Genomic DNA, 23510 nt, shown 5'->3' with positions numbered 1-23510 from the left:
TTCAAGCCCCGCTCACGCTCGCCTGCGTCACGCCCGCGCCTGGCCTTCGCCGCGCACTTGCCACTTGTAGGTGGTCAGCCCTTCGAGCGCGACCGGGCCGCGCGCGTGGAGCCGCCCGGTAGCAATGCCGATTTCCGCGCCAAGTCCGAATTCGCCGCCATCGGCGAACTGGGTCGAGGCGTTGACCATCACGATCGCGCTGTCGACTTCGTTGAGGAACCGCTCCGCCGCGGCATCCTCAGCCGTGACGATCGCGTCGGTGTGGTGGGAGGAATGGCGGTCGATGTGCGTCAACGCGGCGTCGAGGCCGTCCACCACCGCGACCGACAGCACCGCGTCGAGATACTCGGTGTCCCAATCGTTCGCGCTGGCCGGCTTGACCCGGGGATCGATTGCCTGGGCGCGGGCATCGCCGCGCAGTTCGCAGCCCGCGTCGATCAGAGAGTCCAGCACGCCGTGGGCGGCGGGGAACGCAGCATCGAGCAGCAGCGTCTCGGTCGCCCCGCAGATGCCGGTGCGGCGCATCTTGGAATTGAGCGCCAGCTTTTGCGCCATGTCCGGATCGGCCGAGGCGTGGATGTAGGTGTGGCAGATCCCGTCAAGGTGGGCGAGCACCGGCACGCGGGCATCGGCCTGCACCCGGGCGACCAGCCCCTTGCCCCCACGCGGCACGATCATGTCGATCAGCCCGGAGGCTTTCAGCATCGCGCCGACGGCCTCCCGGTCCTGCGTCGGCAGCAACTGGACCGCTTCGGCGGGAAGGCCGGCTTCCGCGAGCCCGGCGGCCATCGCCGCGTGGATCGCGCGGTTGGAATGAACCGCCTCGCTTCCGCCGCGCAGCAACACCGCATTGCCGGCCCGCAGGCACAGCGAAGCGGCATCGGCGGTGACGTTGGGGCGGCTTTCGTAGATGATCCCGATCAGCCCGATCGGCACCCGCACGCGGGACAATTTCAGCCCTGAGGGCGCGGTGCTGTGGTCGATCACCTGGCCGGCGGGATCGGGCAAGGCGGCAACCGCTTCGATTGCGGAGGCAATGCCTTCCAGCCGCTGCTCATCCAGCTTCAGCCGGTCAAGCAGAGCGCCGGTCAGGCCGTTCGCTTCGCCGGCGGCGATGTCGCGCGCGTTTTCGGACAGGATCTGCGGGGCCGAGCGGCGGAGCGAGGCAGCCGCGGCGCGCAGGGCGGCGGCTTTCTCCTCGTCGGTGGCGCGGGCAAGGACGCGCTGGGCGTCGCGCCCGGCGCGCGCCAGGCGCTCCACCAAGGTGGTGCAATCTTCGGATGTGGTCGCGTGTGCGTTGGAAACTGTAGCCATCTGCGCGCCTTAGCAGTGCCTCCCCGGTTTGTCAGACCCTAATCCCGGCCGGAATGCCCGCTCGAATCGAGCCAATCCTGCCGATCCACGCGGAACTTCTCCACTGGTTCCCGGCGATTTTCACATTTCATCGCCCCGACGGCTCACCCCATCCCGAATAATGGGGATGCGTGTCGATTTTCATCCTGCACCCGCTAACTCCCCCGTCACCAGAGACGGGTGGGGTATTTTTTCTTGAGCACACGACTTACCAGCTTGCCGGCGCGTGCGCCGCAGACGGTTCTTGCGGCTAAGCCAGTTTTTCCTGCCGTTTCCATGCGCTTGGCGCTGATCGCAGCCGCGGTCGTGATTGCGCTGGCTGCCCTTGTTCTGACGGTGATCGCGCTGGATGGGCGCAACGAGGCGGAAGCGGCTCGTCTCCGGGCACGGGAACAGCAGACCCTGCAGGCCGAACAGCGGCTTGCCGCTTACCGGCAGGAACTGGACGCCCTGGCCGACGATCTTCAGCGGCGGCAGGATTTCATCGAGCAGGTCCTGCCGATGCTGCCCGCCGACGTGAAGGCAGAAGACGTGGCCGAAGCCGATCCCGCCGTGACCAAGGTCAGCGCGATCCTGCCGGAAGCCGCGGCGCTGTCCCGGCTTGAGGCGCGCCAGTTCGCCTTCGTTGCAAACCTCACCCGTTACGCCGATGAGCGTTCGGCCCACACGGAGGCGGCCATTCGCCAGCTCGGGCTCGATCCCAAGGCGATCGTCCGCTCCTCCCGCACCGCCCAGGGTGGTCCGCTGGAACGGCTTTCCACCAGCAAGGACGGATCGATCGATCCCAAGTTCGAACGGCTCGGCCTCGCGCTTGCCCGGATGGATGCGCTGGAGCGCGGCCTCCAGGGCATTCCGCAGGTGATGCCGGCGGACATCCGGATGATTTCCTCGGGCTTCGGCTTCCGCCACGATCCGTTCAACGGCCACGGCGCGATGCACGCCGGGCTGGATTTCCGCGGCGCCACCGGGTCCCCGATCCATGCCGCCGCCGATGGCAAGGTCAGCTTCGTCGGCGTGCGCGGCGGCTATGGCAACGTGGTCGAGATCACGCACGGCAACGGGATGATGACTCGCTACGCCCACATGTCGGCGTTCAAGTCCAAGGTCGGCCAGACGGTCGGCGCCGGCGACGTGATCGGGCTGATCGGCAGCACCGGCCGTTCCACCGGGCCGCACCTTCACTTCGAAGTGCGGATCCACGGCCGGGCAGTCAATCCGCGCCCCTTCCTGGAAAACGCGCCGCAGATCCTTGAAGAAGCCCGCGCCGCGTAAGCCTGACTTCAGGGTAGTTGGCTGACCCGAGGTAATCGGGGCTTGATGTTCGAACGCAAAAGCGCCCGATCCGACAGTCTCGGATCGGGCGCTTTTGCGTTGGTCAGTCTGAAGAAGCCGCCGAGCGCTGATGCCGCCCGGCGGGAGGGGTTCAGCTCTCGCCCTGCGCCTCGGACGCGCGCTTGGCTTGCAGCCAGGCTTCGGCTTCGGCTTCCTGCGCTGCCTCGACCGCGGCCCGGGCCGCTTCGATCCGTTCCGCCTGAAGCTCGGCGATCAGGCTTTCGCGCCCGTCGCCCGGCTGGGTTTCACGAACGGTTTCCTCTTCCCCTTCGCGAGCAGGCACGTTCTTCGCCGCCTTGGCGACTGCGCTGTCCAGTTCCCGCTGGGAGCACAGGCCAAGCGTGACCGGGTCTTTCGGCTGGATGTTCTGGATGTTCCAGTGGCTCCGCTCCCGGATCGCACCGATCGTGGTGCGGGTCGTGCCGATCAGCTTGCCGATCTGCGCGTCGGAGATTTCCGGGTGGTTGCGGATGATCCACGCGATTCCGTCGGGCTTGTCCTGCCGCTTGGACACGGGCGTGTAGCGCGGGCCCTTGGTACGGCTGACCTCGACCGGGGCGCGGTGCATCTTCAGCCGGTAGGCGGGATCGGCCTGCCCCTTCTCGATCTCCTCGTGCGTCAATTCGCCCGAGTGGACCGGATCGCGGCCGGTGTATTTCGTGCTGGCGAGATCGTCCGCCATCGCCTGCACTTCAAGGATATGCAGGCCGCAGAACTCGGCGATCTGTTCAAAGCTCAGGGATGTGCTGTCGACCAGCCAGGAAGCGGTCGCATGCGGCATCAGGGGGGTGGGCTGGGCCACGGCAGGTCTCCTGGAAAAAGAAGGGCCGCCCCTCACGGAGCGGCCGAACGTGGCTGAAAGGTAGGGCCTTTGCCGCAAGACGGCAAGGAAAAGCGTTATTTCATCGGCACGAAGCCCGGCAGTCCGCTCACGCGATCAAGCCAGGCGCGCACGTGGGGGTGGTCCTGCAGCCGGAAACCGCCTGCCTCGCACACGTGGGTATAGGCGAACAAGGCGACGTCGGCGACGCTTGGCCGGTCTCCCGCGAACCAGGGCTGCTGTTCCAGATGTTCATCCATCAGCGCCAGCGCGCCCTCGCCCGCGATCCGCTTGGCCGCGATCTGCCCGCGCTGCTGGTCCGACAGGTTCGCCTCTCCCACGAAAAGCAGCCAGAAGCGCAGCGTGGCGATGTTCGGCTCGTGGTTGTACTGTTCGAAGAACATCCAGCGCAGCGCATTGGCGCGCGTGAAGCGGTCCTGCGGGATCAGCGGGCTTTCTTCGGCCAGATACCAGCACGCGGCGTTGCTTTCCGGCAGGAAGCGATCCCCCACCTGCAGCACCGGGATGCGCCCGTTGGGGTTCACGTTTGCGAGGAAATCGGGGGTGCGGGTTTCCCCCTCCATAATATCGTATTCCCGCCGTTCCAGCGGCAGGCCGAGCAGCGCGGCGGTGAGCCGGATCTTGTAGCAGTTCCCGCTGCGGGGGTCCTCATGCAGGATCAGCGGTTCCATCATCCCTCCGCATCGGCGGGGGCGAACGCAGGCATGACTTCGGCCGCGAACAATTCCGCGCTGCGGGCGACTTCGGCTTCCGACAAGTCCCCGAAGGCGAGTTCCAGCGCCATGTAGTTCGCGCCCGCCGCGTGCGCCTCCGCCACGAAGTCGCGCGCCGAAGCGGGCGAGCCGGCAAAGGCCATGCCCCGCTTTACCGCGTCGGCATAAGTCGGCGCGATCGGGGCGGCGGGTCGTCCCAGCCGGTTGACCAGCCAATTGAACGACTGGACGAACTTCGCCCAGCCGCGCTCGGCAATCCGTTCGGCCTCGGCATCGGTGTCGGCGACGACCATCTGGCGGGCAAGGCCGATGAACGGTTCCTTCGCACCCGTCTTGCCGAGCCGGGCGAGATGATCCCGGTAATCGGCAAAGATCGCGGCGGACCGCTCATTTGGGGTGAGGCATAGCAGATTGACGTCGTGCTGCGCCGCCCAGGCGTTGCGGTGGGTCGATCCCGTTCCGTACCACAAGGGGGGATGGGGCTGCTGCACTGGGCGGATCAGCAGCGGCGTCTCGGGCAGCGACCAGTAGCGCCCTTCGTGCGCCACCCGCCCCTCATCCAGCCCCTGCATCACGATCTCCAGCGCTTCCTCGAACATCGGGCCGAGGTCTTCTTCCGCCAGCCCGAAGCGGGAATGTTCCGCCGGTTGCCCGCCGCGCCCCACGCCAAGCTGGAAGCGCCCGCCGGACAACTGGTCGAGCATACCGATTTCCTCCAGCAGGCGCACCGGGTGGTGCAGCGGCAGGATATAGATCAGCGTGCCGATCCGCATGCGCCGGGTCCGCTGGGCCACCGCCGACAGGAACACGCTGGGTGAGGATCCGCGGCCCAGTTCGGTCGCGTGGTGTTCCGTCAGGTGGTAGCAGTAGAACCCGAGCGCGTCGTAGCGTTCGGCCAGCGCCAAGCGCTGCTCGTACTGCTCCCCCACCGCCATGCCGTTGCTGTCGATGTGATCGAAGACTCCGAAGTGCATCAGCCGCGAACCTCCAGCACGATTTTTCCAATATGCTCGCCCGCTTCCATCCATCGGTGGGCCGCGGCGGCATCGCGCAAGGCATACGTGCGGTCCATCACCGGGAGCAGGCGGCCTTGTTCGACGAATGGCCAGACCTTGTCGGCGATATCCTGCGCCAACGCGGCCTTGAACGCATCCGAGCGAGGGCGCAGCGTCGATCCGGTCAGCGTCAGGCGCTTGACCATGACCTGCGCCATGTTGACGGTCGCCTTCGCACCGCCAAGCACCGCGATCGTCACCAGCCGCCCGTCAAGCTTCAGGCACTGGATGTTGCGCGCGGTATAATCGCCCGCAACCATGTCGAGCACCAGCTCCACCCCGGCGCCATCCGTGATTCGCTCGACTTCCGTCACGAAGTCGGCGGCCTTGTAGTTGATCGCGTGGTCGGCCCCGATGCGGCGCGCCGCTTCGCACTTCTCCTCGGTCCCGCAAGTGACGATCACCGTGAGGCCGAGCAGCTTGCCCAGCATCGTCGCCATCGTGCCGATCCCGCTGGTGCCGCCGTGGATCAGCAGGGTCTCGCCTTCCTTCGCTTGTCCGCGCTGGAACACGTTGTGCCAGACGGTGAACAGCGTTTCCGGCAGCGCCGCCGCTTCGGCCAGCGTCAGGGTATCGGGCACCGGCAGGCAGTGCCCGGTCGGCACGGTGCAGTATTCGGCATACCCGCCCCCCGGCACCAGCGCGCAGACCGTTTGTCCGCGCAGCGATTCGCTCACGCCTTGTCCCAGGGCGACGATTCGGCCCGAGACTTCGAGCCCCGGCAGGGGCGAGGCGCCGGGCGGTGGGGGATAGGCGCCCTGGCGCTGCAGCACGTCGGGCCGGTTCACCCCCGCGTGCGACACCTCGATCAGCACTTCGTTCGGGCCGGCGCGTGGCACCGGCACTTGGCGCACGGCCAGGACATCCGGGCCTCCCGGCTCATCGAACCCGGCTGCCGCCATCGTTTCCGGGATCGTTTCGGGCACCGCCGCGGCTGTCGTTTCCGCCATCCTGCCTCCCTGTGGCAATCGCGCCACGCTTACGGCGCATTACGGACGTACCCGTGACCCGTATTGACAGCAAGCGGACCGCACCCGATCTTTCGTGCATGGACGACGATCTCCCCCGACCCCGCGGAGATGCAGCGAGCCGGCTCGCCGGCGAGAGCCTCGACAGCTACTCGCAGGACGAGCTGATGGCCCGGATCGGGCTGCTCGAGGCAGAGATCGGCCGAATCCGGCGTCATCACGCGAAGGCCGCCGACAGCCGCAAGGCAGCGGACGCCCTGTTCGGGTCAAGAAGCCCGGATTAGTGGCGCGAACGGCGCCTTTTCGGGCCACCGGCCCCGCCCTCTCGCAATCGCGCAGCGCCGTCCCATATCTGTTTTATCAGACGTTTGTCGGTTCATTTGGGCCGCATTCATTACCGCTCCGTTACGAAGGGCGGATCAAAAACAATCTTGCGGATCGTATCCTCTCGCCATTGGACACAGTTTATGCCTAGTTTCGCCCAGAGCCTCGAAAAGACCCTCCACAGCGCGCTGCAGAACGCGAGCGACCGAGCGCACGAGTACGCGACGCTCGAACATCTGCTGCTGGCGCTGGTGGCCGATCCCGACGCTGCCGAGGTGATGACCGCTTGCGGCGTCGACCTTGGGGAGCTGACCGGGGTCGTGAAACAGTACCTCGATCAGGAATATCAGTCCCTCAAGACCGACGACGGCAGCGATCCGCAGCCGACCGCCGGGTTCCAGCGCGTGATCCAGCGCGCGATCCTGCACGTTCAGTCGTCCGGCAAGGACACCGTCACCGGCGCCAACGTGCTGGTTGCGCTGTTTTCCGAACGGGACAGCTACGCGGTCTACTTCCTGCAGCAGCAGGACATGAGCCGGCTGGATGCGGTGAGCTTCATCAGCCACGGGATCGGCAAGGGCGGCCGCCAGGCCGAAACCCGCGCCGCGCCGGGAGCCGAGGAACCGCAGGGTGAGAAGGCCGAGGAAAAGTCCGACAAGAACAAGAAGGATTCCGCGCTCGACCAGTTCTGCGTCAATCTCAACACCAAGGCACTGGACGGCAAGGTCGATCCGCTGATCGGCCGCGGGCCGGAAGTGGACCGCACGATCCAGATCCTGTGCCGCCGGTCGAAGAACAACCCGCTTTATGTGGGCGATCCGGGCGTCGGCAAGACCGCCATCGCGGAAGGCCTCGCGCGCAAGATCGTTGAGGGCGAAGTGCCCGACGTGCTGACCAAGGCGGTGATCTACTCGCTCGACATGGGCGCGCTGCTGGCCGGCACACGCTATCGCGGCGACTTCGAGGAGCGGCTGAAGCAGGTCGTCTCCGAGCTGGAAAAGATGCCCGAAGCAGTGCTGTTCATCGACGAGATCCACACCGTGATCGGTGCCGGCGCGACCAGCGGCGGGGCGATGGACGCGTCCAACCTCCTGAAGCCGGCGCTGTCGGGCGGCACGATCCGCTGCATCGGATCGACCACCTACAAGGAGTTCCGCAACCACTTCGAGAAGGACCGCGCGCTGCTGCGTCGCTTCCAGAAGATCGACGTGAACGAACCCACGGTCGAAGACACGGTGAAGATCCTCAAGGGCCTGCGCACCGCGTTCGAGGAGCACCACAACGTCAAGTACACGCCGGACGCGATCAAGACCGCGGTCGAGCTGTCCGCTCGCTACATCAACGACCGCAAGCTGCCGGACAAGGCGATCGACGTGATCGACGAAGTCGGCGCGATGCAGATGCTGGTGCCGCCAAGCCGGCGGAAGAAGAAGATCACCGCCAAGGAGATCGAGGCCGTGATCGCGACGATGGCGCGCATTCCGCCCAAGTCCGTCAGCAGCGATGACAAGAAGGCGCTCGGAACCCTGGAAAAGGATTTGAAGCGAGTCGTCTTCGGGCAGGACAAAGCCATCGAGGTGCTCTCCACCGCGATGAAGCTGTCCCGCGCGGGTCTGCGCGATGCGGACAAGCCGATCGGCAGCTTCCTGTTCTCGGGCCCGACCGGCGTCGGCAAGACCGAGGTCGCGCGGCAGCTCGCCAGCATCATGGGTATCCCGCTGCAGCGGTTCGACATGTCGGAATACATGGAACGGCACAGCGTATCCCGCCTGATCGGCGCGCCTCCCGGCTATGTCGGGTACGACCAGGGCGGCCTGCTGACCGATGCCATCGACCAGCAGCCGCATTGCGTCCTGCTGCTCGACGAGATCGAGAAGGCCCACCCCGACTTGTTCAACATCCTGCTGCAGGTCATGGATAACGGACGCCTGACCGACCACCACGGCAAGACGGTCGATTTCCGCAACGTCGTGCTGATCATGACGACCAACGCGGGCGCGGCCGACATGGCGCGGCAGGGCATCGGCTTTGGCGACGTATCGAAGGCGGATGCCGGCGATGAGGCGGTGAAGAAGATGTTCACCCCCGAATTCCGCAACCGTCTGGATGCGATCGTGCCGTTTGCCTACCTTGGCCAGGACACGGTCAGCCGGGTGGTGGACAAGTTCATCCTGCAGCTGGAGCTCCAGCTGGCGGACCAGAACGTCCACATCCAGTTCGACAGCGACGCCCGGGCATGGCTGGGCAAGCGCGGCTATGACAAACTCTACGGTGCCCGGCCGATGTCGCGGCTCATCCAGGAGAAGGTCAAGCAGCCGCTGGCGGAGGAACTGCTGTTCGGCAAGCTGTCGGCAGGCGGGGAGGTCCACATCAGCCTGAAGGACGACAAGCTCGCCTTCGAGCTGGCTCCCGCCGCGCCGAAGGCCGCCAAGCCCAAGAAGCGCAGGACGCCCGCGAAGAAGAAGCCGGAGGAACAGACCGGCGAAGGTTCGACCGGCACCACGGGCGAAGAGTAAGCCTGCTCTCCTGCGGGAGGAGCAGACGCACGCCGGGCCCCTCGGGGTCCGGCGTAGTCGTTTCTGGACCAAGCCGGGTGGAACCACGGGGTCGCCCTGCCCATTTCTCCTTCATGCCGCACTGCTTTCCCGCATGATCGCCGACTTCGCCTGGATCCGGCCAGAGCCGCACGGCATCCATGTGGTCCCTGCCGATTCCTGGATCGATCCCTCGCAGCCCGTGGAGCGGGCGCTCGTCACCCACGGCCACGCCGACCACGCGCGCGGCGGGCACGGGCAAACGGTCGCCACCCCGGCGACGCTGGCGATCATGGACTTGCGCTACCAGACGAAGAACGGACTTCCGGCCGAATACGGGGAGACGATCCGGCTGGCTGGCGGGGTCGACGTGACGTACCTTCCCGCCGGGCATGTGCTCGGCTCAGCCCAGATCCTGCTGGAACATGCCGGGGAGCGGGTGATCGTGACGGGCGACTACAAACGCCGAGCGGACCCGACGTGCCCGCCGTTCCTGCCCACCCCCTGCGACATCTTCATTACCGAGGCGACGTTCGGCCTGCCGGTGTTCGTCCATCCCCCGATCGCGGGCGAGATGGCGAAGCTGCGGACGGTTCTGGCGGAAAATCCCGACGCCTGCGTGCTGGTCGGCGCCTATGCGCTGGGCAAGGCGCAGCGCGTGATCGCGGAACTGCGCGCCCACGGCCACCACGATCCGATCTACCTCCACGGCGCGCTGGAGAAGATGTGCCGCCTTTACGAGGATTTCGGCATCAATCTGGGGGAGCTGCGGCTGGTTTCCGAGGCGAAGAAGGACGATCTGCGGGGTCATGTGGTCGTCTGCCCGCCGGGTGCGCTCAACGACCGGTGGAGCCGCCGCTTGCCCGATCCGATAACCGCGATGGCATCGGGCTGGATGCGGGTGCGCCAGCGGGCGCGGCAGCGCAACGTGGAACTGCCGCTGATCGTGTCCGACCACGCCGACTGGTGTGAGCTCACCGACACGATCGCTGAGGTGAACCCGCATGAAACCTGGATCACCCACGGACGCGAGGAAGCGCTGCTGCGCTGGTGCCAGCTCAATCAGCGCCGCGCCCGCGCGCTTGCGCTGGTGGGGTATGAGGATGAGGACGACTGAGTGCAGGACTTCGCCGCCCTCGTCGATCGGCTCGTCTACACCCGCAGCCGTAACGGCAAGCTGGACCGGATCGCGGATTACCTGAGGTCCACCGCCGATCCGGATCGCGGCTGGGCGCTCGCCGCGCTGACCGGGGCCTTGAGCTTTGCCGCAGTGAAAAGCTCCACCATCCGCAACCTGCTGATGGAGCGAGTCGATCCGGTGCTGTGGAACCTCAGCCGCGATTTCGTGGGCGACACGGCGGAGACCGCCAGCTTGCTGTGGCCCGACCCGGCTTACGACGTCCCCCCGCCGCCCAGCTTGTCCGAAGCGGTCGAAACGCTGGACCGGATGACGCGGGCCTCCGCGCTCAGCGAATTGCCCAAGCTGCTCGACCGGCTCGATCCCCCGGGGCGTTATGCCTTGCTCAAGCTGGCCACCGGGGCGATGCGGATCGGAATTTCCGCGCGGCTGGCCAAGCTCGCCTTCGCGCAGGCGTTCGACGTGCGGGTCGAGGATGTGGAGGAATACTGGCACGGCCTTGCTCCCCCGTACGAAGCGCTGTTCGCCTGGGCTGCCGACGGGGCCGAGCCGCCCGATACCGGCAACATGCCGCTGTTCCGCCCGTTCATGCTCGCCCATCCGCTGGAGGATGCCCGGGTCGATCTGGCCGACTATGCCGCCGAGTGGAAATGGGACGGCATTCGGGTGCAGCTGGTGCATGCGGGCGGCGAGACCCGGCTCTATTCCCGCACCGGGGACGACATCACCGGCAGCTTTCCCGAAATGGCCGAGGCCTTGCCCTTCGCCTGCGTGCTCGATGGTGAACTGCTGGTGCGCGGCAGCCATCAGGGCGGAGAGGCCAACGAGCGGATCCAGGGCGGCGCGGCCAGCTTCAACGCCTTGCAGCAGCGGCTGGGGCGCAAGACCGTGTCCAAGGCGATGCGCGAACAGTACCCCGCGTTCGTCCGGCTGTACGATGCGCTGATCGTGGAAGACGAGGACTTGCGCGAACTGCCGTGGGAGGACCGCCGCCGCCGGCTGGAAGCGCTGCTGCCTCGCTTGCCGCAGGACCGATTCGACTTGTCCTCCACCGTCGAGGCGGCGGATTTCGAGGAACTGACCCGGATTCGCGCCAGTGCCCGGGACGATGCGATCGAGGGGCTGATGCTCAAGCGGCGCGATTCGCCTTATGTCGCCGGGCGCAGGGTCGGCTTGTGGTACAAGTGGAAACGCGACCCGCTGCTGGTCGATTGCGTGCTGATGTACGCCCAGCGCGGCAGCGGCAAGCGCTCGAGCTTCTATTCCGACTACACCTTCGGCTGCTGGGACGGCGATCCCGATCAAGGGGCCGAATTGCTGCCGGTCGGCAAGGCCTACTTCGGCTTCACCGATGAGGAACTGAAGAAGATCGATCACTACGTCCGCCAGCACACCACCAATCGGTTTGGGCCGGTGCGCGAAACGGACAAGAGCCTGGTGTTCGAGGTCGCCTTCGATTCGGTGCACGAAAGCAAGCGCCACAAGTCCGGCCTCGCCATGCGGTTTCCCCGCATTCACCGCATTCGCTGGGACAAGCCGGCCGAAGAAGCCGACAGGATCGATGCACTCCGGGCTTTGGTGCGGGACTAGGCAGGCGGCAACTGGACCAGCTTGTCCCGCCCGGTCGCCCCGCGCAGCAACTGCAGGCGGGACGGCGCGGAGCCGAGCGCCTGCGCCAGCAGCGTGAGCACCGCCTCGTTCGCCTCACCATCCTTCGGCTTGGCCCGGACTTTCACCAGCAGGTGATCGGCGGCAAGTTCGATCCCCTCTGTCCGCGCACCCGGCGTGACGCGCAGCCTCAGCCGCCCTTCGCCGTCCGCCCGCGCGCGGATCGCATCGGCAGGGGGAAGCTCAGGCCTGGCTCTGGCCATCCAGCGCCGCGCGGTGCCGCTTGGCAAGCTCGACATAGCGGGCGGTCTGGAAGCCGATCTTGGCGACTTGCGCTTCGTCCTGCACGCGGAGGAACTTCGCGGGCCGGCCAACCCAGATCTCCCGCGCGGGGATGCACTTGCCGGGGGAAAGCAGCGCGCCTGCCCCCAGCATCGCCCCTTCCCCGATCCGGCAGGCGTCCATCGCCACTGCCCCCATGCCGACGAAGGCCTTGTTCTCGAGCGTACAGCCATGGACGACCGCCATGTGCCCGATCACGCAATCGTCCCCGATGATCGTCGGGCAGCCATCGGTTTCCGGACGCGGGCCTTCGACGTGGATCACGGTGCCGTCCTGCACGTTGGAGCGGGCGCCCACCTCGATCCGGTGAATGTCCCCCCGCAGCACGCAGTTGTACCAGATGCTGGCGTTGGGTCCGATCGTCACGTCCCCGATGATCCGCGCGCCCGGCGCGATGAAGGCGGTTTCGTGGATCCGGGGCACTTTGCCTTCGAACGGCAGGATCGTTGCGCCTTCATGCCGCATTGAACAGTCCTTCCCACTCATCCCGGTTGATCGAATAGATGATGATCGGCCCTTCATCGGCGCCGAAGTCCTCGCTTTCGAAATCGAGGTCCGGCCGGCGTTTCATGCCCAGCCGCTTCATCAGGCCCCAACTGGCGGTGTTGCCGTTGACCGTCAGCGCGATCACGTGCGGCGCGTTGAACCGTTCGAACGCCGCGTTCATCGATGCGACCGCCGCCTCGCGGGCATAGCCGTGCCCCCAGGCGTCCTCCCGAAACCGCCAGCCGATCTCGAAGTCGCCGATCGGCGCGCCTTGCTGGTTGGCGCGCTTGAGGCCGCAGAAGCCGAGAAGTTCGCCCGACAAGTGACCGCCGTCGGCCTTGCGCTCCACCGCCCAGAACGTGTGGCCGTAATCGCGCCGATAGGCATCGACCCGTTCCCACATTGCGCGCCTGCCGTCCTCGTCCAGCAAGCCGTCGAGCCAGCGCATCACCGCGGGCGTGTTGGTGTGGCGGAAGAACGGCTCCCGATCCGCGTCCTGCCAGTCGCGCAGGACCAGCCGCTCGGTCTCCAGGCGGAACTCAGCCATGGAGCAGTCTCGCCGCCAGGGGTGCATGATAGGTCAGCACCCCGGAACACCCGGCACGCTTGAAGCTCATCAGCGTTTCCAGCACCAGCGCGTCGCGCTCTCCCGCGCCGGCAGCCGCCGCGGCCTCGATCATCGCGTATTCCCCACTGACCTGATAAGCGAACACCGGCACTTCGAACCGCTCCTTCACCCGCCGGACGATGTCGAGGTAAGGCAGCCCGGGCTTGACCATCACGCTGTCGGCCCCTTCGGCAAGGTCGAGCGCGACCTCGCGCAGCGCTTCCTCTCCGTTCGCCGGGTCCATCTGGTACGCCTTCTTGTCGCCCTTCAGCAGCCCGCTTGAGCCGACCGCATCGCGGAACGGGCCGTAGAAGGCAGATGCATACTTCGCGGCGTAGCTCATGATCTGGACGTTGTGGTGCCCGCCCATTTCCAGCGCCAGCCGGATCGCGTGGATCCGCCCGTCCATCATGTCGGACGGGGCAACGATGTCGGCGCCTGCCTCGGCCTGGTTGACCGCTTGGTCGACCAGCATCGCCACGGTATCGTCATTCACGACGTAGCCGGCATCGTTCACCAGCCCGTCCTGCCCGTGGCTGGTATAGGGATCGAGCGCGACGTCGGTCAGGATGCCGATGTCGGACCCGCAGGCATCGCGGATCGCCCGGATCGCGCGGCACATCAGGTTATCGGGATTGAGCGCCTCTGCCCCGTCGTCGCTCCGCTTCTCGCGCGGGGTGTTGGGAAACAGCGCAAGGCAGGGAATGCCGAGGCCCACCGCTTCCTTCGCACGGGCGACAATCCCGTCGGCCGACCAGCGCGAGACGCCGGGCAGCGACCCGATCGGTTCTTCCACCCCGGTCCCCTCGGTCACGAACAAGGGCCAGATCAGGTCCGCCGGGGTCAGCAGGGTTTCGCGATGGAGCGAGCGGCTCCATGCGGTTGAGCGAGTGCGGCGCAGGCGCAGGGCGGGATAGGAGCCAGTCATGTCTTCGACACCTGCCGCAAATTGCCCCGCGTCGCAATCGCACCCGATCCCCTGCGGGGTATTCCCGCCTTGCGGCACGGCGCCCGAAGCGCCACATTGCATTGTATTGTGAATGTTTCGGCCAACGACAGCCGTGTGCGGGCCGTGCTTGGCCCGACCAACACCGGCAAGACCCATCTCGCGATTGAGCGGATGTGCGCCCATTCCAGCGGAGCCATCGGCTTCCCGCTGCGGCTGCTGGCGCGCGAGGTTTACGACAAGGTACGCGCGATCAAGGGCGACAAGGACGTCGCGCTGATCACCGGGGAGGAACGGATCGAGCCGGAAGGCGCGCGCTACCTCCTCTGCACCGCCGAAGCGATGCCCCGCGACGGCGGCGGGCGCGCGTTCGTGGCGCTGGACGAAGCGCAGCTTTCCGCCGACCGTGAACGGGGGCACATCTTCACCGATCGCCTGCTGAACGCGCGCGGACGCGACGAAACGATGATCCTCGGTTCCTCGACGCTGGAGCCGATGGTCAAGGCGCTGATCCCCGGCGTTTCGGTGGAGGAGCGGCCGCGCTTTTCCACCCTGACCCATGCAGGATCGACCAAGCTGTCCCGCCTTCCCGCGCGATCCGCGATCGTCGCCTTCTCGATCGAGCAAGTCTATGCGGTGGCCGAGATGCTGCGCCGCTTCCGCGGAGGGGCGGCAGTAGTGATGGGCGGCCTCAGCCCCCAAACCCGCAACCGCCAAGTGGAATTGTTCCAGTCGGGCGAAGTCGACTACATCGTTGCCACCGACGCAATCGGCATGGGGCTGAACCTCGATGTCACCCATGTCGCCTTCGCCTCGCTTTCCAAATTCGACGGCATTCGCCAGCGGCGGCTTACGCCGGCGGAAATGGCCCAGATCGCGGGCCGCGCCGGGCGTCACCAGCGCGACGGCAGCTTCGGCACGCTCAGCGGCAGCAAGGCGGGCGCCGGGGTGGAATTCACCGAGGAAGAAATCTACGCGATCGAGGAGCACCGGTTTCCGCCGCTGACCCACCTGTTCTGGCGCGATTCGCAGCCGCGGCTGACCTCGCTCGGGGTGCTGATCGCCGATCTGGAAGCCAAGCCTGCGGTTCCGCAACTAATCCCGGCGCCCGAGGCGATCGATCTGGCGGTGCTCAAGCGCTTGACCGGAGATCCGCAGATCGCGGCGGGGGTAAAAGGAGCAGGCGGGGTCCGCCGCTTTTGGGAAGCGTGCCAGCTGCCCGATTTCCGTCAGCAAGGCGCGGACATGCACGCCCGCTTCGTCGCCCGGCTGTGGCAGGACTTGCGCGATGGATACCTTGGCGCGGACTTCGTCGCGGCCCGGATTTCCGAGCTCGACCGGACGCAGGGTGACATCGACACGCTGCAGGGCCGGATCGCGGCTGTGCGCAGCTGGGCCTATATCTGCCAGCGGCCCGACTGGGTCCTGGCCCGGGACGAAATGGCTGCTCGCGCCCGTGCAGCGGAGGCACGGCTGTCCGATGCGTTGCACCAGCGGTTAACGGAACGTTTCGTCAATCGCCGGACTGCGGTATTGATGCGCACCATGGGTAAGGATGCAGGATTGTTGCGCGTAGCGCTGGAAGAAGACGGAACCGTCACCGTCGAGGACGAAAAGATCGGCCATCTGGAGGGATTCCGCTTCGTGGTCGATGCCGATGCCAGCAAGGAGGACAAGCGCCTGATGCTGGCGGCGGCGGAAAAACACTTGCCCAAGCTTCTGGCCGACAAGGCGCAAAAGCTGGTGGCCGAGGAACTGGGCGAGCTGGAAATTCGATCCGGCAAGGTCCTGCGCGATGGCCAGCCGCTTGCCGAGCTGGCGCCCGGCAAGTCCGCCAGCCGTCCGCGGCTGGAATTGACGAAAGACCTGCGCGCGCTCGATCCCGCCAACCACAAGCGGCTGGCCGAAGCGCTGGACGTGTGGCTGGAAGGCCAGCTCTCCGCCCTTTCCCCCTTGCGCGCCATAGAGCAAGCCGCCCACGATCCCGAAGCCGGGACGGAAGTGCGCGCCTTGCTGCTGACGCTGGCGGACCGTGCCGGAACCGTGCAGCGCGAAGCGGCCGGCCTGGCGCAGATCCCCAAGGAAAAGCGCCCTCTGCTGCGCAAGCTCGGGGTCACGATCGGCGCGCTCGACGTGTTCATGCCAGCCTTGCTCAAGCCTGCCCCCCGCCGCCTGCTGCGGGAAATCGGCGCGGACCGCCGCCCCTTGCGTGAAGCGATGGAAGCGGTGATCGAGGGCGGCAAGCATGTTCCCGCCGGCTATCGCCGCGCCGGGAAGCAAGCGATTCGAGTCGACATGGCCGAAAAGCTGTTCCGCGCCGCCTACGAAGCCCGCGCCAAGGCAGGCGGGCGTCTGTTTCCGGTCGATACCGCGCTGCCGACTTCGATGGGTCTGCTGCCGGACAACTTCATGGGCCTGATGCGCGATGCCGGTTTCCGGCAAGTTCCGGGCAAGCCGCTGGCCGAAGGCGCGTTCGGCCCGCCCGCTCCCGCCCTGTGGAACTGGCGCCCGGTCGGCAAGGACCGGCAGCCGCGCAAGCCCGCCCCTCAGGTGCGCGAAGGCAGCGCGTTCGCCGCGCTGGCCAACCTCGTCCGGTAATGCGAATCGACAGATTGCTGTGCTTCCTGCGGTTCGCCAAGACCCGCAGCCTTGCCCAGCGATGGATCGGAGAAGGGCACATCCGTCGGAACGGACAGCGCGTGGTGCGCTGCGATCAGGCGATCGCCCCCGGCGACGTATTGACCCTGCCGCTGGCGCGCAGCGTGCTCGCGATCCGGATTCTGGCCCTGCCGCACCGGCGCGGACCGGCGGACGAAGCGCGTGCGTGCTATCGCGCGCTTGACGCTGGGGGCGCAATCGCCATAGCAGGCGGCGAACGGCCGCCAGAGGAAGGAACAAAGCAGCCATGACCTATGTCGTCACCGACGCGTGCATCCGCTGTAAGTATACGGATTGCGTGGAGGTTTGCCCGGTCGACTGCTTCTATGAGGGCGAGAACATGCTCGTCATCAATCCGTCCGAATGCATCGACTGCGGTGTGTGCGAGCCGGAATGCCCGGCCGAGGCGATCCTGCCCGATACCGAAGGCGGGCTTGAGAAGTGGTTGGAACTCAACACCAAGTATTCCGCCGAATGGCCGAACATCACCGAAAAGAAGGATCCGCCTGAGGACGCCGACGCGCACAAGGGTGAGGACGAGAAGTTCGACAAGTACTTCACGGCCGCTCCCGGCGAAGGCGACTGATCGAGGCTGCGGGCACAAAATCGCCGTTCGGCCGTATGAATGGCCGTGAACGGAACAACGACCACTGCTCGCACCCCCGATTCTGCCTCTGAAGGCACTCCCTCACTCACGAACGTGTCGATGGGTGACTGGAAGGACGCGTTCGTCGCCAGCTACAAGGAGGCGAACGACGACAACCTGGCCATCGTCGCCGCGGGAGTCGGGTTCTACAGCTTCCTTTCGCTCGTCCCGCTGCTCGCATCGGTCGTGCTGATCTACGGATTGGTCGTCGATTCCGAAACCGTGGCGCGGCACGTTTCCTCGATGTCCAGCATGCTGCCGGGTTCCGCGACCGAGCTGGTCCGCACGCAGCTGGAATCGATTGTTTCGGGCCCCGACAGCAGCAAGGGCTTCGGTCTTGTCGTCGCCCTCGGACTGGCGCTGTTCTCCGCTCGCAACGCGGCAGGGGCGGTCATAATCGCCCTCAACATCGCGTACGACGTGGAGGACGACCGCAGCTTCTTCAAACGCGTCCTGCTGGCGCTGGCGATCACGATCGGCGGCATCCTGGGTGCTGGTCTGGTGCTCGGCGCCACGACGGCGATCACCATGCTCGGATCGCTGATGCCGGACCTGGGAGGCGGAACTCAGATCGCCCTCAAGATCGGGACTTACGTCTTGCTGTTCCTCCTTGGAATGGCCGCGGCCGCCACGCTTTACCGATTCGGTCCCAACAGGGCCGAACCCCGTTGGAAGTGGGTGACCCCGGGTTCGTTTTTCGCGGCCGCCGGCTGGCTGCTGGTGACGATCGGGTTCGGCATCTACGTCAACAATTTCGGCAACTATGACGCGACTTACGGCACGCTTGGCGCGGTCGTGGTGCTGATGACCTGGATGTGGCTGTCCGCCTATGTCCTGCTGTTCGGCGCAGAGCTCAACGATGCGGTCCGCAAGCAGGCGAAGGAAGACGACGAAACCGCTTCGTAGCGCCTGTCGCCATCCTTCTCCCCGGCAGGGGTGGCACTTTTGCCACGCATCTGCTATATTCTGTGCCAACGGCTTCTCTCACCTTCGTGAGGTGCGGCCGGAACAGGAAGGCAGGCCCCTCACTCCACGCCCGGTCGCCGTTGCCAGCTACCTCTCGGTGGTGCGGCATCCGGTGGTTTGGCGTTTTTTACGGGGCTGCACAGGAAAGGACTTTCAATGGCCAATGCGCCCGCCTTCGACGTCGGCGACTATGTTGTCTATCCCAAGCACGGTGTCGGCCGTGTTGTCGAGCTTCAAAAAGAAGAAATCGCCGGGATGCATCTTGAGCTTTACGTCCTGCGCTTCGAGAAGGAGCGGATGACGCTCCGCGTGCCGGTGAACAAGGTCGAATCCATCGGCATGCGCAAGCTCTCAAGCGACAAGACGCTCAAGGAAGCGATGGAGACGCTCAAGGGCAAGCCCAAGGTCAAGCGCACGATGTGGTCGCGCCGCGCCCAGGAGTACAAAGCCAAGATCAATTCGGGCGATCTCGTCTCGATCGCTGAAGTGACCCGCGACTTGTTCCGTCCGGAAGACCAGCCCGAACAAAGCTATTCGGAACGGCAGATCTTCGAAGCGGCCTCCAGCCGCCTTGCCCGCGAACTGGCGGCGATGGAAAAGACCGATGAGCCGGCGGCTCTCCGGAAGATTCTCGACGTGCTGAAAGAGCACGCACCCCAGTACTACGAAAACAGCGAAGAGGCCTGATCGCGCGGGCTGATCGAAAACAGGGGCTGCCCGTAATGGGCGGCCCTTTTTTTGTGGCGTATACACGGCCGGGTAACCGTCTGCTGACCGATCCGGTTCGAAAGGAACCTCCATGCGCGCCGCTTTCCTGATGGTGCCTGCGTTCTCCCTGATGTTGGGGGGCTGCCTGGCCAAGACCGCCATCGACCTGGCCACCGCTCCCGTGCGGATGGTGGGCAAGGCCGCCGATCTTGCCACCACCAGCCAGTCCGAAGCGGACGAGAACCGCGGGCGCGAACTGCGCCGGCGGGAAGAACGGCTGGGCCAGCTCCAGCGGGATTACGAAAAACAGTCCCGGAAATGCGTCGATGGCGATCGGCGCGCCTGCGCGCAAATGCAGATGGATTATCAGGAAATCCAGCAGCTCCTGCCGACCGTCCCGGTGGAGCCGCAACGCCGTTAGACGGCGGCCCGGCGCAGGCGGTCGTTGATCGCGGCGCCTATCCCACTGTCCGGCACCGGCGCTATCGCGATGCTGGGCTGCGGGGCCGCCGCTGCGCGGTGGAGGCAGGCGTAGAGCCGCGCCGCCGCTTCGGCGAGATCGCCACGTTCCGACAGCGAGCAATCCCCTGTGATGGGGCCAAACCCGATCAGAAACTCGTCCGCCCTCGCCTCACGCGCATTCAGCCGCACGGGCTTTCCTGGGGCGTAGTGACTGGCCAGCTGGCCCGGCGCTTCGATCCCGCCTTGGTGACGCGTAGAGGGGCCGAGGAGTGCCGTCAGCTCCGCTTCCGGTATCGGACCCGGGCGCAACAGGTTCCAGCCCCCCTGCGGGCGCAGGGCGACGATGGTCGATTCCACCCCGCTGCGGCACGGCCCGCCATCAAGGATCGCCTCCACCCGCTCCCCCAATGAGGTAAGGACATGCTCCGCGGTCGTCGGGCTCACCGCGCCGCTGCGGTTCGCCGATGGAGCCGCGAGCGGAACCCCGGCTGCGCGCAGCACCGCCTGCATCACCGGGTGATCGGGCAGACGCAGCGCAACCGTCGGCAAGCCCGCGGTAACCGCCGGCGCGACCCCATCCTTCAGAGGCAGGACCATCGTCAGCGGTCCGGGCCAGAACCGGGCGGCAAGGTCTTCCGCTCGCTGGTCGAAGGCGGAAAGCGCACGGGCCTGATCCAGCCCGGCGACGTGGACGATCAGCGGATTGAAATCCGGCCGTCCCTTGGCGCGGTATATCCCCGCCACCGCCTCGGCACTGTCGGCCCGGGCAGCAAGGCCGTAGACCGTTTCGGTCGGCAGGGCGACGCGCTTGCCGGCGCGCAGCAGCTCGGCCGCCCGGACGATGCCCGCTGCGTCTGCGTTCAGCCGTTCCGGTGCCTGCTTGCCGCTCATGACCGGGGGCTATAGGCCACCGGTCCATGAAAGACCAAGCCGAAGCCCCATCTCCGCCCGCCTCGTCCCCCTTGGCGTCACCCGACGTGCTGGCGCGGATCGCCGATGCGCTGGAGCGGCTGGCCCCTTCCGCTGCGCCGCCGTCCGACTGGTCATGCGCCCCTGCCTACGTCTGGGATGGGCAAACCGCGCGTCCGGTGGAGCGGATCGAGGCCCCTGCGCTTCCCCTGTTGCAAGGCGTGGACCGCCAGAAGCAGGCGGTGGTGGAAAACATGCAGCGGCTGGCCGCGGGGCATGCGGCCCACGACATGCTGCTGTGGGGCGCGCGCGGGATGGGCAAGTCGGCGCTGGTCCGATCGGCGGTGCGCGCGGCGCAGCAGGACCGGCCGCAAGCGCTGGCGCTGATCCAGGTCGGGACGGACGGGCTTTCCTCGCTGGCTCGCCTGTTCGCCGCGCTTGGCCGGGTGGATCGCAACTTCCTGGTGTTCATCGACGATCTGGGATTTGCCGATGACGACACCACCGGACCGCGGCAGCTGCGATCATGGCTGGAAGGCGGGGTCGAAGCCCGGCCGGGCAACGTCCGGCTGGCGGTTACCGCCAACCGGCGGGCCATCGTGCCGCGCCAGATGGGTGAACAGGACGATCCGATCAATCCGCGCGACGCCGTGGACGACAAGCTGGCGCTGGCGGACCGCTTCGGTCTTTCCCTTGGCTTCCATTCGTGCAGCCACGACGATTATCTCGCGATGATCCGCGGCTACGCCGAAGAATACGGCCTTGCCTGGGATGAAGCCGAAGCTCTGGAATGGGCGCGGCGGCGCGGCGCCCGGTCCGGGCGGATCGCCTGGCACTTCATCACGGAGCTGGCCGGGCGGGCCGGGAAACGGCCCGCCTGACAGCCTGTCAGAACGCGCCGGGCTGGATGTCGGCCGGCGGCGATTCGAACGCGCGGGAGGGATCCCCGATGAGTTCGCGCCGGGGCGGCAGCGATTCGCCGCGAATGCGCGTCGGTTCCGGCGCCGGCGTCGCTCCCGGAGCGCTGATGCGCCAGATGATGTTGGCGGTATCGTCGCTGACCAGCAGCGCGCCCGTCTTGTCCCAGGCGGTCCATGTCGGCCGGCCGTAGGTCTTGCCCTCGCCGGCAAGGAAGCTGTTCAGCACCTGCACTGGCTTGCCGGTTGGGTTGCCGCGCTCATCGAACGGGACATAGACCACATCGTATCCGGACGCCGGCTTGCGGTTCCACGATCCGTGCCGCGCGATGAAGGCGCCGTGGGAGAATCGTTCCGGCATCGCGCTTCCACCCTGGGTGAACACCAGCCCGAGCGCGGCGACATGCGGGCCGAGCGAGTACTGCGGCCGGCGCGTGTACTGGGTCAGGTAGTTGGGCATCGGCGCTTCGACGCGTTCGTCGAAGGTATCGCCCCAGTAGACCCAGGGCCAGCCATAGTGGGCGCCGACCGGCACGTTGGTCAGGTAATCGGGCACGAGGTCCGATCCCAGCTGGTCTCGCTCATTCACCGTGACCCACAATTCGTCGGACCAGGGATTCCACGCGAGCCCATTGGGGTTGCGCAGGCCCGCCGCGTATTCACGCCACTTGCCGGTTTCCAGGTTGTATTCGACGATAGCGGCACGCCCTCGTTCGATCTCCATGCCGCCTTCGCCGATGTTGGAGGCGGAACCGATCGCGATGTAGATCCGCGTCCCTTCCGGATTCAGCAGGATGTTGCGCATCCAGTGATTGCCGGCCGGGGGCAAGTCCATCAGCTTGACCGGAGCGCTGGTGAGCGCCGTCTGCCCCAGTTCGTAATCGAAGCTCAGCAGGGCGTCGTGGTTGGCGACGTAGAGCTTGCCGTTGCCGTAAGCTATCCCGGAAGGCGAGCTGAGACCGCTGCCCAGCACGGTGCGCTGTTCGGCCACGCCGTCCCCGTCGGCATCGCGCAGCAGCACCAGCCGGTCAGCCGAAGGAACCGCCGCGCCCGCCTTGCGGAACAGGAATCCGGCAACAAGGTTGGTGATCCCCCCCATGATGCCGCCGCCGCCGGTCACCACGCGTTCCGGCGCGTTGCTTTCCGCGACGATCACATCGCCGTTCGGCAGGGTGTAGATAACCCGCGGATGTTCGAGCCCGGCGGCGAAGCGCTGGACCACCAATCCTTCCGCAGCTTCCGGAGTGGCGCCATCCGGCCAGCCGATCGGCGTGGCGACCTGCACGGTCGGGATCGTTTCGGGATCGGGCTCAGCCAGCAGCGGATCGTCGCCGGTTACCTGAGCCATGTTATAGTCCGCCGTGTCGCCTCGCGTCACCCACCAGCCGAGAGCGGCCAGGATCAGGAACACGATCGCAAGGGCGATAAGGATCTTTTTCCACGTCTGCATGAAACCTGATTAGGCGAGCCGAACGCTTGCGGCAATTGCCCAGCAAGCTAAGCGGGCGCGATGTACGATTTCACAGCCGATCCCGCCCAAGCCAAGCCCGATCTCTACCGCGACCTGCTCGGCGCCGCCGATGCCCTTACGCAAGGAGAGCCGGACGCCGTCGCCAACATGGCCAACGTCGCGGCCCTGATCTGGCAGCTTGTCCCCGACCTCAACTGGGCCGGATTCTATCGCATGGTCGAAGGCGGACTGGTGCTCGGCCCGTTCTGCGGCAAGCCGGCATGTATCCGCATCGCAGTCGGTCAGGGAGTGTGCGGAGCAGCAGCCGAAAGCGGGCAGACCCAGCTGGTCGAAGACGTTCACGCCTTCCCCGGCCACATCGCCTGCGACGCAGAGAGCCGGTCCGAACTGGTCGTTCCGGTCGTGCGCGATGGAGCGGTCATCGCGGTGATCGACCTAGACAGCCCGGTAAAGGGGCGCTTCGATGCTGAGGACCAGGCCGGAGTGGAAGCGCTGGCGACGCTCCTTTCCTCCCGGATCTGAAACG

Annotated in this window: 24 protein-coding genes; 13 read left to right on the top strand and 11 right to left on the bottom strand. The window is 66.5% G+C overall.

Annotation, left to right across the window (positions count from 1 at the left end; all coding sequences use genetic code 11):
- Positions 1–27 precede the first annotated feature (27 nt).
- Positions 28–1314, bottom strand: coding sequence for a glutamate-5-semialdehyde dehydrogenase (locus ELY13_RS07795; protein ID WP_126173335.1), 1287 nt, complete (start codon positions 1312–1314; stop codon positions 28–30).
- Positions 1315–1629: 315 nt separating this feature from the next.
- On the opposite strand from ELY13_RS07795, the gene ELY13_RS07790 reads away from it, so the two are divergent.
- Complete coding sequence (locus tag ELY13_RS07790) at positions 1630–2625, top strand: M23 family metallopeptidase (protein WP_126173334.1); 996 nt, start codon at positions 1630–1632, stop codon at positions 2623–2625.
- 151 nt (positions 2626–2776) lie between these two features.
- Here ELY13_RS07790 and ELY13_RS07785 read toward each other — a convergent pair whose 3' ends face one another.
- The 4 genes from ELY13_RS07785 to ELY13_RS07770 form a co-directional block, all read right to left on the bottom strand.
- Complete coding sequence (locus ELY13_RS07785; RefSeq protein ID WP_126173333.1) at positions 2777–3487, bottom strand: DUF1013 domain-containing protein; 711 nt, start codon at positions 3485–3487, stop codon at positions 2777–2779.
- A gap of 95 nt (positions 3488–3582) precedes the next feature.
- Entirely contained in the window at positions 3583–4200 is a 618-nt protein-coding gene (locus tag ELY13_RS07780; protein ID WP_126173332.1) for a glutathione S-transferase family protein, read from the bottom strand.
- A complete protein-coding gene (locus ELY13_RS07775) occupies positions 4197–5213 on the bottom strand; it encodes an LLM class flavin-dependent oxidoreductase (protein WP_164549741.1) in 1017 nt (338 codons plus the stop codon). Before ELY13_RS07775 ends, ELY13_RS07780 begins: the two co-directional genes overlap by 4 nt.
- On the bottom strand, positions 5213–6244 hold the full coding sequence (locus ELY13_RS07770; protein ID WP_241233595.1) for an NAD(P)H-quinone oxidoreductase: 1032 nt from the start codon (positions 6242–6244) through the stop codon (positions 5213–5215). Before ELY13_RS07770 ends, ELY13_RS07775 begins: the two co-directional genes overlap by 1 nt.
- A gap of 98 nt (positions 6245–6342) precedes the next feature.
- On the opposite strand from ELY13_RS07770, the gene ELY13_RS07765 reads away from it, so the two are divergent.
- The 4 genes from ELY13_RS07765 to ELY13_RS07750 all read left to right on the top strand — a co-directional run bounded on the left by ELY13_RS07765 (position 6343) and on the right by ELY13_RS07750 (position 11848).
- Complete coding sequence (locus tag ELY13_RS07765) at positions 6343–6546, top strand: DUF1192 domain-containing protein (protein WP_126173442.1); 204 nt, start codon at positions 6343–6345, stop codon at positions 6544–6546.
- A gap of 183 nt (positions 6547–6729) precedes the next feature.
- On the top strand, positions 6730–9102 hold the full coding sequence (gene clpA / locus ELY13_RS07760; protein ID WP_126173330.1) for an ATP-dependent Clp protease ATP-binding subunit ClpA: 2373 nt from the start codon (positions 6730–6732) through the stop codon (positions 9100–9102).
- 133 nt (positions 9103–9235) lie between these two features.
- Positions 9236–10237 carry a ligase-associated DNA damage response exonuclease gene (locus tag ELY13_RS07755; protein WP_126173329.1) on the top strand — a complete coding sequence of 334 codons (1002 nt, stop codon included), beginning with the start codon at positions 9236–9238 and terminating at the stop codon, positions 10235–10237.
- Entirely contained in the window at positions 10238–11848 is a 1611-nt protein-coding gene (locus ELY13_RS07750; protein ID WP_126173328.1) for a cisplatin damage response ATP-dependent DNA ligase, read from the top strand.
- On the opposite strand, the gene ELY13_RS07745 is transcribed toward ELY13_RS07750, so the two are convergent.
- The 4 genes from ELY13_RS07745 to hemB are packed head-to-tail and all read right to left on the bottom strand — an operon-like array spanning position 11845 to position 14229.
- The gene (locus tag ELY13_RS07745) at positions 11845–12129 is read right to left on the bottom strand and encodes a DUF167 domain-containing protein (protein ID WP_126173327.1); all 285 of its coding nucleotides are present in this window, start codon (positions 12127–12129) and stop codon (positions 11845–11847) included. The two genes, ELY13_RS07750 and ELY13_RS07745, sit on opposite strands and share 4 nt — an antisense overlap.
- Complete coding sequence (locus ELY13_RS07740; protein WP_206436004.1) at positions 12110–12673, bottom strand: gamma carbonic anhydrase family protein; 564 nt, start codon at positions 12671–12673, stop codon at positions 12110–12112. Before ELY13_RS07740 ends, ELY13_RS07745 begins: the two co-directional genes overlap by 20 nt.
- Positions 12663–13241, bottom strand: coding sequence for a GNAT family N-acetyltransferase (locus ELY13_RS07735; RefSeq protein ID WP_126173325.1), 579 nt, complete (start codon positions 13239–13241; stop codon positions 12663–12665). Before ELY13_RS07735 ends, ELY13_RS07740 begins: the two co-directional genes overlap by 11 nt.
- Positions 13234–14229, bottom strand: a complete 996-nt coding sequence (hemB, locus tag ELY13_RS07730) for a porphobilinogen synthase (protein WP_126173324.1) — start codon at positions 14227–14229, stop codon at positions 13234–13236. The genes ELY13_RS07735 and hemB overlap by 8 nt, the downstream gene beginning before the upstream one ends.
- A 192-nt stretch (positions 14230–14421) precedes the next feature.
- Here hemB and ELY13_RS07725 point away from each other — a divergent pair, with 192 nt between their 5' ends.
- The 6 genes from ELY13_RS07725 to ELY13_RS07700 all read left to right on the top strand — a co-directional run bounded on the left by ELY13_RS07725 (position 14422) and on the right by ELY13_RS07700 (position 19646).
- Positions 14422–16845 carry a helicase-related protein gene (locus ELY13_RS07725; protein WP_126173441.1) on the top strand — a complete coding sequence of 808 codons (2424 nt, stop codon included), beginning with the start codon at positions 14422–14424 and terminating at the stop codon, positions 16843–16845.
- Positions 16845–17156: an RNA-binding S4 domain-containing protein gene (locus tag ELY13_RS07720; RefSeq protein ID WP_126173323.1), complete on the top strand. Its 312-nt coding sequence runs from the start codon at positions 16845–16847 to the stop codon at positions 17154–17156. The genes ELY13_RS07725 and ELY13_RS07720 overlap by 1 nt, the downstream gene beginning before the upstream one ends.
- Positions 17153–17491: a ferredoxin FdxA gene (gene fdxA / locus ELY13_RS07715; protein WP_126173322.1), complete on the top strand. Its 339-nt coding sequence runs from the start codon at positions 17153–17155 to the stop codon at positions 17489–17491. Before ELY13_RS07720 ends, fdxA begins: the two co-directional genes overlap by 4 nt.
- Positions 17492–17611: 120 nt before the next feature.
- Complete coding sequence (locus tag ELY13_RS07710) at positions 17612–18457, top strand: YihY/virulence factor BrkB family protein (protein WP_241233594.1); 846 nt, start codon at positions 17612–17614, stop codon at positions 18455–18457.
- A 216-nt stretch (positions 18458–18673) separates the two neighbouring features.
- Positions 18674–19204: a CarD family transcriptional regulator gene (locus ELY13_RS07705; RefSeq protein ID WP_126173321.1), complete on the top strand. Its 531-nt coding sequence runs from the start codon at positions 18674–18676 to the stop codon at positions 19202–19204.
- A 112-nt stretch (positions 19205–19316) separates the two neighbouring features.
- Positions 19317–19646: a hypothetical protein gene (locus tag ELY13_RS07700; RefSeq protein ID WP_126173320.1), complete on the top strand. Its 330-nt coding sequence runs from the start codon at positions 19317–19319 to the stop codon at positions 19644–19646.
- On the opposite strand, the gene ELY13_RS07695 is transcribed toward ELY13_RS07700, so the two are convergent.
- Positions 19643–20578 carry an L-threonylcarbamoyladenylate synthase gene (locus tag ELY13_RS07695; RefSeq protein ID WP_126173319.1) on the bottom strand — a complete coding sequence of 312 codons (936 nt, stop codon included), beginning with the start codon at positions 20576–20578 and terminating at the stop codon, positions 19643–19645. The two genes, ELY13_RS07700 and ELY13_RS07695, sit on opposite strands and share 4 nt — an antisense overlap.
- Before the next feature lie 26 nt (positions 20579–20604).
- On the opposite strand from ELY13_RS07695, the gene ELY13_RS07690 reads away from it, so the two are divergent.
- A complete protein-coding gene (locus tag ELY13_RS07690) occupies positions 20605–21477 on the top strand; it encodes a DUF815 domain-containing protein (RefSeq protein ID WP_241233593.1) in 873 nt (290 codons plus the stop codon).
- 7 nt (positions 21478–21484) lie between these two features.
- Here ELY13_RS07690 and ELY13_RS07685 read toward each other — a convergent pair whose 3' ends face one another.
- The gene (locus tag ELY13_RS07685; protein ID WP_126173318.1) at positions 21485–22963 is read right to left on the bottom strand and encodes a PQQ-dependent sugar dehydrogenase; all 1479 of its coding nucleotides are present in this window, start codon (positions 22961–22963) and stop codon (positions 21485–21487) included.
- Between the two features lie 60 nt (positions 22964–23023).
- Between ELY13_RS07685 and ELY13_RS07680 the strand changes: the two genes are divergently transcribed.
- Positions 23024–23506, top strand: coding sequence for a GAF domain-containing protein (locus ELY13_RS07680; protein ID WP_126173317.1), 483 nt, complete (start codon positions 23024–23026; stop codon positions 23504–23506).
- Positions 23507–23510 lie beyond the last annotated feature (4 nt).

Origin of the sequence: Altericroceibacterium xinjiangense (assembly GCF_003958635.1) — a bacterium.
In the GTDB taxonomy this organism is placed as follows: domain Bacteria; phylum Pseudomonadota; class Alphaproteobacteria; order Sphingomonadales; family Sphingomonadaceae; genus Altericroceibacterium_A; species Altericroceibacterium_A xinjiangense.
This window is presented reverse-complemented; position numbering and strand designations above follow the sequence as displayed.